The sequence below is a fragment of the Malaciobacter mytili LMG 24559 genome (assembly GCF_003346775.1).
Taxonomy (GTDB): Bacteria; Campylobacterota; Campylobacteria; order Campylobacterales; family Arcobacteraceae; genus Malaciobacter; species Malaciobacter mytili.
This window is the reverse complement of record NZ_CP031219.1, coordinates 618,291-630,774: the sequence shown is the minus strand read 5'-3', so window position 1 is coordinate 630,774 and position 12,484 is coordinate 618,291. Positions and strand designations below refer to the sequence as shown.

The 12,484-nt window shown below is 26.6% G+C and carries 13 protein-coding genes; 2 read left to right on the top strand and 11 right to left on the bottom strand.

The features are described 5' to 3' along the window. The 3 genes from amrA to AMYT_RS03200 are packed head-to-tail and all read right to left on the bottom strand — an operon-like array spanning position 1 to position 2,079. Positions 1-549 carry an AmmeMemoRadiSam system protein A gene (gene amrA / locus AMYT_RS03210; RefSeq protein ID WP_114841116.1) on the bottom strand — a complete coding sequence of 183 codons (549 nt, stop codon included), beginning with the start codon at positions 547-549 and terminating at the stop codon, positions 1-3. Further along, positions 549-1,481, bottom strand: a complete 933-nt coding sequence (gene hemH / locus AMYT_RS03205; protein WP_114841115.1) for a ferrochelatase — start codon at positions 1,479-1,481, stop codon at positions 549-551. Before hemH ends, amrA begins: the two co-directional genes overlap by 1 nt. Next, entirely contained in the window at positions 1,468-2,079 is a 612-nt protein-coding gene (locus AMYT_RS03200; RefSeq protein ID WP_114841114.1) for an ATP-binding cassette domain-containing protein, read from the bottom strand. The genes hemH and AMYT_RS03200 overlap by 14 nt, the downstream gene beginning before the upstream one ends. 215 nt (positions 2,080-2,294) lie before the next feature. Here AMYT_RS03200 and AMYT_RS03195 point away from each other — a divergent pair, with 215 nt between their 5' ends. Beyond that, positions 2,295-2,576, top strand: coding sequence for a c-type cytochrome (locus AMYT_RS03195; RefSeq protein ID WP_114841113.1), 282 nt, complete (start codon positions 2,295-2,297; stop codon positions 2,574-2,576). A gap of 27 nt (positions 2,577-2,603) precedes the next feature. Here the strand turns inward: AMYT_RS03195 and ccoS are convergent, their stop codons facing one another. Both ccoS and AMYT_RS03185 read right to left on the bottom strand, forming a co-directional pair. Continuing rightward, the gene (gene ccoS / locus AMYT_RS03190; RefSeq protein WP_114841112.1) at positions 2,604-2,831 is read right to left on the bottom strand and encodes a cbb3-type cytochrome oxidase assembly protein CcoS; all 228 of its coding nucleotides are present in this window, start codon (positions 2,829-2,831) and stop codon (positions 2,604-2,606) included. A 9-nt stretch (positions 2,832-2,840) separates the two neighbouring features. Beyond that, entirely contained in the window at positions 2,841-5,279 is a 2,439-nt protein-coding gene (locus AMYT_RS03185; protein WP_114841111.1) for a heavy metal translocating P-type ATPase, read from the bottom strand. A gap of 164 nt (positions 5,280-5,443) precedes the next feature. Here AMYT_RS03185 and AMYT_RS03180 point away from each other — a divergent pair, with 164 nt between their 5' ends. Beyond that, positions 5,444-7,063, top strand: a complete 1,620-nt coding sequence (locus AMYT_RS03180) for an EAL domain-containing response regulator (protein ID WP_114841110.1) — start codon at positions 5,444-5,446, stop codon at positions 7,061-7,063. A gap of 13 nt (positions 7,064-7,076) precedes the next feature. On the opposite strand, the gene gmk is transcribed toward AMYT_RS03180, so the two are convergent. The 6 genes from gmk to AMYT_RS03150 all read right to left on the bottom strand — a co-directional run bounded on the left by gmk (position 7,077) and on the right by AMYT_RS03150 (position 12,388). Further along, positions 7,077-7,697: a guanylate kinase gene (gmk, locus tag AMYT_RS03175; protein WP_114843136.1), complete on the bottom strand. Its 621-nt coding sequence runs from the start codon at positions 7,695-7,697 to the stop codon at positions 7,077-7,079. Beyond that, positions 7,697-8,476 (bottom strand): hypothetical protein, encoded by a 780-nt coding sequence (locus tag AMYT_RS03170; RefSeq protein WP_114841109.1) that lies wholly within the window; start codon positions 8,474-8,476, stop codon positions 7,697-7,699. Before AMYT_RS03170 ends, gmk begins: the two co-directional genes overlap by 1 nt. Continuing rightward, a complete protein-coding gene (locus tag AMYT_RS03165) occupies positions 8,473-9,156 on the bottom strand; it encodes an ABC transporter ATP-binding protein (protein ID WP_228197887.1) in 684 nt (227 codons plus the stop codon). The genes AMYT_RS03170 and AMYT_RS03165 overlap by 4 nt, the downstream gene beginning before the upstream one ends. A 17-nt stretch (positions 9,157-9,173) precedes the next feature. After that, positions 9,174-10,226, bottom strand: coding sequence for a translation elongation factor Ts (gene tsf, locus AMYT_RS03160; RefSeq protein WP_114841108.1), 1,053 nt, complete (start codon positions 10,224-10,226; stop codon positions 9,174-9,176). 2 nt (positions 10,227-10,228) lie between these two features. Then, the gene (gene rpsB / locus AMYT_RS03155; RefSeq protein WP_114841107.1) at positions 10,229-11,020 is read right to left on the bottom strand and encodes a 30S ribosomal protein S2; all 792 of its coding nucleotides are present in this window, start codon (positions 11,018-11,020) and stop codon (positions 10,229-10,231) included. A gap of 189 nt (positions 11,021-11,209) precedes the next feature. Then, the gene (locus AMYT_RS03150) at positions 11,210-12,388 is read right to left on the bottom strand and encodes a murein transglycosylase domain-containing protein (protein WP_114841106.1); all 1,179 of its coding nucleotides are present in this window, start codon (positions 12,386-12,388) and stop codon (positions 11,210-11,212) included. Positions 12,389-12,484 lie beyond the last annotated feature (96 nt).

Below are 12,484 nucleotides of genomic sequence, written 5' to 3'. Positions count from 1 at the left end.
TTATTCCTTAACCTTTATTGCTTCATATAAATATATTTCTGGGTTTTTATATAAAATAGAAAAATCTAAATTTGCTTTTTTACAAAGTGAACTTATAAACTCTTCAAAAGTATTTAATTGTTCCCAAACTTGTGGTAAAAAAGTTGCTTGATTATTTTTATATTTTAAAATCACTCCATGTTTATAAGGAATAATCTTTTGTTTTAAATCTTCAATATCACTATAATTTAATAACTTTGCAGGAGTTAAAATAGACACTTCAATTTTGATTTTATTAAACTCTTCATAACTTAAAGAGTTAAATCGAGGGTCATTAAAAGCTGCTTTTCGTGCATTAATAAATACATCATCATATAGACTATTATGAGCAACTAAACTTCCTATACAGCCTCTTAAATTGCCATTTAATGTTAGTGTTATAAAAGTTGCTCTTTGTTCTTCTAACTCTTTAAAAGAAGAAATATAATAATCTTTATTTATTTGTAATGATTTATCAAAAACAGTATAGATACTTTTTCTTGCAATATCAAGCAATATTTTTAAATCCATTATCGTCCTAATAACTGTTTAATAGTATCTTGAAACTCATCACTATCATTTACACATTTACATACTTTATAATCTTGTATATTTAGTTTATGAGCTACTTCTTTATACTCTATACTTAATTCAAAGTCTGTTTCTGAATTATCTATAATAAAAGCAATTGGGTAAATTAAAACTTTTTGATTTTTAAATTTTTCTAACATAGTTTCTAAAGAAGGCTCTAACCATTTTAATGGTCCTACTTTTGATTGATATGCAAGATTAATTGATTTAAAGTTATAACCTTTTTGTTCTAACATATTTGATAAAATTTTTACATGCTCATTTACATGTTGCTCATAAACATCACCATTATCAACTATTTTTTGAGGTAAACCATGAGCAGAAAAAATTAAATTATATTCATTTGTATTCTGAACATTTGAAATAAGCTCTTTTATAATTGTTTCATTGAATTTTTCATTTTTATAAAAAGGCTCAATTACTTCAATTTTAAACTCCTCTTTACTTGCTTCAATAAAATCCTCTAAAGAAGATTTTGTTGTAGTTGTGGAATATTGTGGATATAAAGGCAGTAAAATCACCTCCTTAATTCCTTTTTGCTTTAACTCTTCTACACAAGTAGTTGCAAAAGGAGGAGTATATCTCATAGCTTGTGTTACATAAATATCCTCAAACTTATTATTTAATTTTTCAACTAAACTTTCAGTTATTTTATTAATTGGAGAAAAACCACCTATTTCTTCATAATTTTGCCAAGCTGAATCCAATCGTGATTTAACAATAAAAAATGCAATCATTCTTCTTAATAAAGAACTTTTTACAGTTAAAATATTTTTGTCATTAAACATATTTGTTAAAAACATTTTTAACTCATTTTTAGTCCTTGGACCACCCATATTTAATAAAACTAATGCTTTTTTATACTCTTTCATATAACCTATCCAAATCTATTATTTTATCTGCACTCCAATTTGCAAGTGAGATATCATGTGTAATTAAAACTATACCACATCTATCTAAATTTTTAATTAGTAATTGCATTACTTCTAAAGCAATAATATTATCTAAAGCTGAAGTTGCCTCATCAACCAATAAAAGTTCTGGTTGCATTAATAAACTTCTTAATATTGAGCATCTTTGAAGTTGCCCGCCACTTAATTGATGTGGTTTTTTTTCTAATAATTCATTATTTAATTGTAGTTCATTACAAAGTCTATTAAGATTATTGTCCAAATAATTTTTATCTACCACATCTAAAATTTGATTTAAAACTTTATGTGAAGGGTGAAAAGAACTATAAGGATCTTGATAAATAGAACTTACCTTTTTTGAAACTATTTTCCCTTTTAAAGGTTTTAAATTTTCACAAATAAGTTCAAACAAAGTTGTTTTACCTTTTCCACTTTGTCCAGTAATAGCTACTAACTCGCCTTTTTTTAGTTCTAAATTAAAATCTTTATATATTAAATCATTTTTATCATAACCAAAATCTAAATTTTCAATTTTTAAAACTAAGTCATTAGTAAGCATTTAAAACCTTATATAAAAGTGTCGATTTACATATTAAATATTTATAATATTATAATATGCCTTTAAAAAAAGAATAAGAAAATAATAATAATTATAAATTAGAATCACAATATAATTATAAAAATTATTTATACTTAAGATTAGTTTTAATATTAAAAGTTTATTCAAGAAAAAAAAAGATAAAATGCATACTTTACATTTATAAGGAGAGATTAATGAAAAAAATTGTTTTAGGAACAGTTATTGCTGCTGCATCTTTAATGGCTGCAAACTTTGCACCATGTGCTAGCTGTCATGGAGCAAAAGCTGAAAAAGCTGCTTTAGGAAAATCACAAATTATTGCTGGTTGGGATGAAGCTAAAACTATTGCTGCATTAAAAGGTTATAAAGATGGATCTTATGGTGGAGCTATGAAAGGTGTTATGAAAGGTCAAGTTGCAAGACTTTCTGATGCTGATATTGCTGATTTAGCAAAACAAATTGCTGCATTTAAATAATTTAAATATTATTAAAAGAAAAGTAAATCACTCTTGTGATTTACTTTTTTTTTGTTCTTTTTTTGCCTCTTTTACTTTTTGCTCTTTTTTATAAGCATCATTTAAATCATCAGTAGAATCAAAAAGTAAACCACCCATCATCTTTTCACCATCATCAAATTGTCCACCTTTTGCACCCCAAATAAATACTGCTAAAATTGCAAAAGAGATAACAAGCCCAACTATTAACATCATTAATAAAGTATCATTAATCATAAAATTTTCCTAACTTTTTAATTTTATTCTCATTGAATTTCCTACAACTATTAATGAACTTAAACTCATTGAAAGTGCAGCAACTAAAGGAATTACAAATCCTGCCATTGCTAAAGGAATAGTTATAGCATTATATAATAAAGATATAAAAAGATTCTGTTTTATAAATTTATATGTTCTTTTTGAAATTGTAAAAGACTCTTCTAAACTCTTTAAGGAGTTATTTAATAAAACAATATCTGAAACACTAAGGGCAATATCAGCTGAATTACCCATTGCAACTGCCACATCACTTGAAGCTAAAGCAACAGAATCATTTACACCATCGCCAGCCATAACTACACATTTATTCTCTTTTTTTAATTCTTTAATAAATTGTGCCTTTTCAATTGGATTTACCCCAAAAACATAGTTTTTTATCCCAACTTTTAAAGCTACTTCTTTTGCAGTTTGTTCATTATCTCCTGTTAGCATAATCACATCTATATTCATCTTTTTCATATTTGAAACAAACTCTTTTGCACCTTCTTTTATCTCATCTTCAAGCTCAAAAGTTGCAATTACTTTAGAATCAATTGCAAAAATATATACAGAATTTTTACTTTCAAATTTATAATTGATTTTATTATCTCTTAAAAGTTTAATATTTCCACCAAGTAAATTAAAAACTTTTCCATCTATATTTTTATATTTTGCAATTACTCCTTTTGCACTTATTGTTTTTATCTCATATAACTCTTTATTTACTAAAGTATATTTTTCATTTAGATATTTTTTAACTGATTGACTAATTGGGTGAGAAGAGCTATCTAAAAGAGAATATAAAAGATTTAATTTATGAATATTATCATCTTTTATTTTAGCTTTTACTACTTTTAATTTTCCCTTTGTTATTGTGCCTGTTTTATCTAAAACCAAAGTATTTGCATTTGCTAAAGTTTCAATAAATTTTGCTTCTTTAAAAAGCAAACCTTTTTTTGCAAGTTCCGAAATACCTATTAAACTAGCAATTGGAGTAGCTAAAGCAAGGGCACAAGGACAAGCAATTACAATTACAGAAATAGCAACAATAAATGACTTTTCAAAGTGATCAGTCCCTTTATAATCAAATCCTAAATCAAGACCAAAAAAATACCAAACAATAAAAGTTAGTAAAGATAAACCTAAAATTGTTACTGAAAACCCTTTTGAAACCTCATTTGCCTTATGCTCTATTTTTGGTTTTGAACTTAAAGAGTCTTCTAAAAGTGTAACTATAGAGTTTAAAGTTGAGTCTTTATAAGATTTTGTAACTTTATATCTTATTACACTTTCACAATTTATTGTTCCACTATAAATAATTGAGCCTTTTTGTTTATCCACAGGTAAAGCTTCTCCACTAATACTTGATTCATCAAAAGAAGCAATTTCACTTAAAAGTTCCCCATCAAAAGAGGCTTTTTCACCATCTTTCAATTCAACAATATCCCCAACTTTTACACTATTAATAGGTAATACTTTTTTTATTGAATTTTCAATAATAGTAGCTTCTAGTGGTATTGAGCTTTTTATTTTATCTAAAGTATCAACTGCTGATTTTTTACCAATAACCTCTAAATATTTTCCAACTAATACAAAAGTTATAATCATAGCTACACTATCAAAATAACTCTCTCCTTTTCCACCAAAAAGAATATATAAAGAGTATATATAAGAAAAAGTAGCCCCAGAACTTACCAAAAAATCCATATTTAAAATACGATTTTTTAGTCCATAATATGCCCCTTTAAAAAAAATCCAACCACTATAAAATAAAACAGGCGTAGATAAGATAAACTCTCCAAAATGAATATAATTTTTTATTTGTTCATCAATACCTGTAAAAAAACCTGTATATTTTGCAACAGAAAGCATCATAATATTCATAGTTGCAAAAACAGCAACCATCATTCTAATAAAAAAATCTCTTTTTGATTTTGTTGCTTTTTCATCAGCAATAGTTGCATCATATGCATAGGCATTATAACCTATACTTCGAATTTTTAGTATAATTTGAGATAGTTTGATTTTTTCATTATCCCAAACAATTTTTGCTTTATTTGTTGAAAAATTAATATTTGCTTCTATTATTCCTTCTGTATCAAAAAGAACTTTTTCATTTAACCATACACAAGCAGCACAATGAATTCCCTCAATAATTAAATCTATTTTTTTAAAGCCTTCATTTGTTGTAGTAATAAAATTTTCTTCAAAACTATGTGTATCAAATTTCTCCACATCATTATCAACTTCAAGAGGTGGAGCTATTGTTTTATTTCCAAGCTTATCATAAAATGAATCTAATCCATCTGTTTTTAATAAATGATAAACTCCTTGGCAACCTTTACAACAAAAATGTAAAGAATAATCTTTAATCATAACTTCTTTTTCATACTCTAAATGGCAGTGGTCACACTTGATTTTTGACACTAATATCTTCCTAATATGCTATTTTACAAAGCTTTAAACTTTAGTACAAGTAACTAAATTATAGTTTATATAAACTCTTTTAAAAACTTTTATGATATTATTATTTGCTTAAAATAATAATGAAATTTAATTATTATAGCGTATTAATTTTGGAGTAAGTCTTAATGATAAACAATATCTCAATATTAAAAAATATTACTATTTTATATGCAGAAGATGAAGCTAGTTTAAGAGAGATAACATTAAATATATTAAAAGGTTTTACAAAAAAACAATTTGTTGCTAAAGATGGTAGAGAAGGGCTTGAACTTTTTAAAGAAAATGAAGAAGAGATTGATTTAATTATTACTGATGTAAATATGCCTCATATGAATGGCTTGGAGATGATAAAAGAGATTAAACAGTTAAATCCAAATATTCCTATTATTGTGGCAACTGCATTTTCAAATACGGAGTACCTACTTGAAGCAATTGATATTGGTGTTGATAAATATGTATTAAAACCAATTGATATGAAAAAACTTCTTCAAACAATGAGTCAATCTTTACTTTACCATGAGTTAAAAGATTTATATATTGATAAACTTACTCACTTACCAAATAGAAATAGATTAAAAAAAGATTTAGCTCAAACAACAGAAGACTTAATGGCTTTAATAAATATTGATAAATTTTCAACTATTAATGATTTATTTGGTGAAAATAATGGTGATAAAATTCTTTCTGAGTTTTCTGATAACTTAAAAGAACACTTTAGTAAGCAAGAGTATAAAATTTATAGAATAGAAGCTGATAAATTTGCTATTGTATGTAAAGACCATACAAAAGATATAGAAGAGTTTAAAAAACTCTGTAAAAATTTTGCAAATAGCGTTCAAAAAGAGACTATTTTAATAGATGATAATGAAATAGATTTAAATGTAACAATTGGTATTGCAAAAGGGGATGGAAATAGAGCTTATAAATACTCTCAAAGAGTTATTGCATATGCTAGAAATAAATTTGAACAAGTTATGATATATGATGATTCTTTTAATATTCAAGAATCTTTTGAAGATAATATTAGATGGGTTAAAAAAATCAAAAATGGGTTAAAAAATGGCAATTTCAAAGGTTTTTATCAACCAATTGTAGATAATAATACACAACAAATATATAAATATGAAGCTTTAATTAGATTTATTGAAGATGATGGAGAAGTAATAGCTCCTTTTAAATTTTTAGATGTGGCAAAAAAAGCAAAGTTATATCCACATATTATTAAAGTGATGTTAAAAGAGGCCTTATCACTAATAAAAGAAAAAAGAAAAAGAGTTGCAGTTAATATCTCTTTTGAAGATATTGCAAGTAGTGAAACTCAACAGTTTATTTACGAAGAGTTAAAAAAACATAGTGAAGAAACAAAACTTTTAGAATTTGAAATTTTAGAAAGTGAAGAAATCTCTGATATTAAAATTGTAAAAGATTTTATTTATAATGTTAAACAATTAGGCTGTACAGTTGGAGTTGATGACTTTGGGGCAGGATACTCAAACTTTAATATGCTAACAAATTTAAATATTGATTTTGTAAAAATCGATAGCTCACTAATTAAAGAAATTGATCACTCTAAAAATCAAGAAATTATTGTAAATACAATTGCTAACTTCTCAAAAGAGTTTGGATTTACAACAGTTGCTGAATTTGTAAGTAGTAAAGAGATTTTTGAAAAAGTAAAATCTTTAGGAATAGATTACTCACAAGGTTACTATTTTGGAAAACCTGTAAGTTTTGATGAAGTATAAAGTTATAAGTGGATTAATTCATCCACTTAGTAATAACTTCTTGTTTATTATATAAAGAGGCTTTAATTCTAGCACTATTGGCAATAGAAACTAATTGTTTGCTAGCTAATAATAAATCATCATTTATTAAAAAATAATCATATTTATCAATTGATTGTATTTCAACTTTTGCATTTTTAATTCTTTTTTCTATTACCTCTTTTGCATCAGTTGCTCTACTATTTAATCTATTTTCTAACTCTTTTAAAGAAGGAGTAGTTATAAATACTGAAGTTACAAAGCTATTAAAAGAACTCTTTCTAACTAAATCATGTCCTTGTACATCAATATCAAAAATTACTAATTTCCCCTCTTCTAAAGCTTTATTTATAGGTTTTAATGAAGTTCCATAATAATTATCATGAACCCTAGCCCACTCTAAAAATTCATTGTTTTGTATATCTTTTTCAAACTCTTCTTTTGAAACAAAGAAATAATCAACTCCATGTTGCTCCCCTTGTCTTGGTGCTCTAGTAGTAGTAGAAATAGAAAAATAATAATCTTTTATATCTTTATAAACCTCTTTTAATAAAGTTGATTTTCCACAACCACTAGGACCTGAAAGAATTAATATTGCTCCATTTGATTTATTAATCAATTATTGTCCTTTAAACGTAATTTTAAATCAATATCTTCACCATTTGTTAGCTTATCTATAATTTTTTGGTCAAACTTTTCAAGTAAAGGTCTTAATTCATCAATTGAATATCTATTTAAAACTAAAGTTGTTGGATTTTCTAAATCCTCTTTTAAAGTAAATTCATTTACTTCATTTAAAGCCTCATCAATTATTTCAGATAACTCTTTCCAGTCAGCTTCTTCGTGCATTACTTCATTTTGAATATTATCATATCTTAAAATTTCAGAGATTTTAGATAACTCTTTAGTATCTAATATTCCTCCATCTCTTAGTGAAGCCAAAGTAACTATACTTTCATCATTATCATCATCAATATCTAAAGCTATATCATCAGCTAAAGATTCCACATAATTTGTTAAATCATTTGTAAAATCTTCATATTTTGCAGTGTTTTTAATATTTTCTTGTTTTGAAATAGTAGCCTCTTCATCTATAAAAGTTAGTTGTTCTTGTATAATTTCTTGAAGTTGTAGAGGCAAAAAAGGCCTAGGAATAATAAAGTCTCTTGCTTTTTCAAAAGGTAATTCATCATTTGAAATAGCCCCTAGCTTGGAACAAAACTTTTTTAAAGTATTAAATTTATCATCAATATATGTTTGATCTATAATTATAAAATCTTTTTTTGTTTCTACTTCATAATTATTTTGAACTAATAACTCTAAATTTAATTTTTTGCAAACAAGTTTAAAAATCTTTATTATTATTGGAGTATCACTTATTAATAATAAATTCACCTTATCTCCTCTAGCTTCAAATCAACAACTTTATAGGTTTTATTACATCTTTTAGCTAGATTCTCTTCATGAGTTACTAAAATCAAACCAGCATTGTTTTCTTTTATATAATTAAATAGAGCATCCATAACCAATAATGAAGTCTCTTTATCTAGATTTCCTGTAGGTTCATCAGCAAAAATTATTTTAGGTTTTTTTGTTAAAACCCTAGCAATAGATAATCTTTGCTGTTGTCCTCCACTTAATTCACCAACTCCTTGAGTTAAAACATGCTCAATCTTTAAAGTTTTAAGCAAGTTCATATCAACCTCATTTGAACTAAGTAGTGTAGCAATATCTAGGTTTTCTTTTGCACTAAATCCTCTAAATAGATAATGTGCTTGAAATATTATACCAAAATCTTCTCTACGAATATTTAAAAGCTTAGATTTTTTTAATTTATAAATCTCATTATCTTTAAAAAGAACCGAACCACTATTGGGTTTTAATAAAGAAGATAAGATATTTAAAAGTGTAGATTTACCACTTCCACTCATACCAATAATAGCAATGCTTTCTTGTTGATGTAATTGTAAATTTATATCTTTAAATAGTTCGTAGTCAAATTTATGAGAAACCCCTTTTGCTTGAAGCAAAAGGGGTTTTGTAGAAGGTGACGAGTTAATTACTTGTTCGTTCACTATAAAACTTTATGGGATTAGTTACCCATTTGTTTTGCAACTTCAGCTGCAAAATCTTCTTCTTTTTTCTCAATACCTTCACCAAGTTCAAATCTTACGTATTCAACAATTTTGATTGAAGGATCAGTTTCTGCAAGTACTTGCTCAACTGTTTTTTTATCATCCATAACAAAGTTTTGAGATAATAATGCAAGTCTACCATCTAATTGAGTGTTATCTTGAATAAATCTTTCCATTTTACCTGGAACAATTTTATCCCAAATTTGCTCTGGTTTACCTTGCTCTTTTAATTCTGCTTCAAATGCAGCTTTTGCATTTGCTAAAGCTTCTTGTGTTAATTGAGATTTTGAAACAAACTCAGGGATATTTTTTAATGGTTTCCCTAATCTTTTTAATTCATCATTTTCTGCTTCAATTTCTGCTTTAATAGCTCTTGTTTCAGACTCAACAAATTCTGGGTCTAAATCATTATAAGAGATTACAGTTGGTTTCATAGCAGATGCGTGCATTGCAATATTTTTTAATAATGCAGCTGCTTTTTCTTTTGCAGCAGCATCACAAGTTGCAGCTAGTAAAACTCCAACTCTACCTGTTGCATGAACATATCCATTTACAACACCACTATCTGTAGCTAAAGTTACCATTTTTCTAGCAACAATGTTTTCACCGATTGTTGCAATTTTTTCATTTAAGAATTCTTCAAAAACTTGACCATTAATAGTTGTTTGTTTTAATTCTTCAGTTTCACTTACACCTGTTGATTGAACGTGTGCAGTAATATCTTTTGTTAAGTTAATAAAGTTCTCATTTTTTGCAACGAAATCTGTTTGAGAGTTAATTTCTGTCATTGTAGCTTTTGTAAAATTATCATTGATTAATATTGAAATTAAACCTTCAGCAGCTACATTTCCAGCTTTTTTAGCAGCTTTTCCAAGCCCAGCTTCTCTTAAGTGTTGAACGGCTTTTTCTAAATCACCCTCACACTCATTTAAAGCATTTTTACAATCAAGCATACCAGCACCAGTCATCTCTCTTAATTCTTTAATTAATTTAGGAGTTGCTCCAGCCATGATTACGCTTCCTCCTCAGTAGTTTCGAATTCTTCTTCAGACATTGCTTCAGCAACAACTTCAGATACTTCTTCTTGAGAAACTGGAGTTTCTTCAGGAATAATTCCCTCTTCAGCAGCAGCAGCTTTACCTTCGTTCATAGCAGCAGCCATTTCTTGGCAGAATAATTGAATTGATCTAATTGCATCATCATTTCCTGGAATTGGAAAATCAACTAAATCTGGATCGCAGTTTGTATCTAATGGAGCTACAACTTTAATTCCTAATCTTCTAGCTTCTTTAATAGCAATTCTTTCTTTAACAGCATCAAGAACAAACATCATATCTGGTAATTGTTTCATCTCTTTGATTCCACCAAGATATAATTCTAATTTTTCTTCTTTTCTAGTAAGCATTAAAGCTTCTTTTTTAGTTAGAAGATCAAATTGTCCTTCTTCTCTCATTTTTTTAATAATTTCTAATTTTCTAATTGATTTTTTAATTGTTCCGTAGTTTGTTAGCATACCACCTAACCATCTATGATTAACATATGGCATTCCACAAGAGATAGCAGCTTGTTTTACAGCTTCACTTGCTTGCTTTTTAGTTCCAACAAAAATCATTGTTTGACCTTCAGCAGCAGCATCTCTTACTACATTATATGTATATCTGAAATATCTTAATGTTTTTTGTAAGTCAATAATATAAATATTCTTTCTAACACCGAAAATGAATTTTTTCATTTTTGGATTCCATCTTCTTGTTTGGTGTCCGAAGTGTACACCACACTCTAATAGGTCTTTCATTGTAACCATATTCGTTTCTCCTAAGTTTTATTTTTTTAATTGGGTTTAGCCTCTGTGCCCCTTAGTATCCATTGATACAACCCATTTTAGGATTGACACATGTGAGGTTTCTTATACATCTTTCTAATAAAAAAAGATGATAAGAACGCGTATACTATCTAAGTTAAGTTTAATTTTTGTTTAAGTGAGATTTAAATTTTATAAAGCAATAAAATCTTTTTTATTATCAACAACTTTTTTTAAATAGTTTCTTGTCTCTTCATAAGGAAGTTTTTCCCTTAGAGTTTTATAAACTTGAGCTGGAGTTTTTTTATTTATTAACTCTTTTGCTTTTGTTCTATTAGAACTAAAAGTTTTCAAAACATTTCCACTTCCAGTATTATAAGCACTAATTACACAATACTCTTGTGAAACCAAATTATAAATTCCATTTAAATATTTTGTATTTAAAATTTTTAAATATGCACTTCCTAACTCTATATTATTTTTAGGTTCAAATAAATAAGAACTTGTTGGAGTCCATGTTTTATCATAGATATATTTATAAGCATCTTTTCCTGCACTAGTAGGAACAATTTGCATAAGTCCAATTGCACCTGCATTACTTACAGCAAATTGATTAAAATTACTTTCTGTTTTAATAATAGCATAAATTAAATTTGCACTTATATTATATTTTTTTGAATATCTTTCTACTATTGGTTTAAATTTTGCAACTCTTATTGTGGCATGGTCTTTTACCATAGGTATTTGTACATATGATACTTTTATATTTTTATTATCTTTTGTTATTTGCTTATACTTTATATTATTTATTAATATATTAGCATATCTATTTGCCCTCCAAGAATATCTTATTTCTTTATTTTGGTCATCTTTAACTTCTCCTAATAAATAAGGTGTTCCTTTTAGCTGTATTTTTTTTGCATTAAATAAATCAGCAGCTCTTGGATCATCAGGTAAAAGTAAAGTCGTAACTATGGCATTGTGTAAACTTTGCTTTGTATTTTCTTCATCTAAAGTCTCAACTGTAACAAGTCCCTTATCAAAATCTATTAATGCCCTACTTTTATAGTTTTGCATATATTTTACATACTCTTTTTGTTTAGGTAACTCAATATTTTCTTCACCCCAATTTTCCATAATACCTTTAATAAAAATATCAAGAATCTTTTTAAAGTTTTTATCTAAAGATTTTATATCACTTTGTAAAGCTTTTGGATTTGAAACATAATGAATACTTTTTGAAGTTGCTAAAGATTTAAAAGCAGCACTAGGGTCTTTACTAATTGCTGCTTTGCTAAGATTATAAATATCAGAACTACTACATCCAGCAAATAAAAAAATTGAGCCAATAATTAATAAATTTTTTTTCATAATAAAATTGTAACAAAAATAATTTAGATTATACTTGAACACAATATTTTCTTTTAAAGTTGCTTTATTTCATTTTAGATAAAATTAAAAATCAAA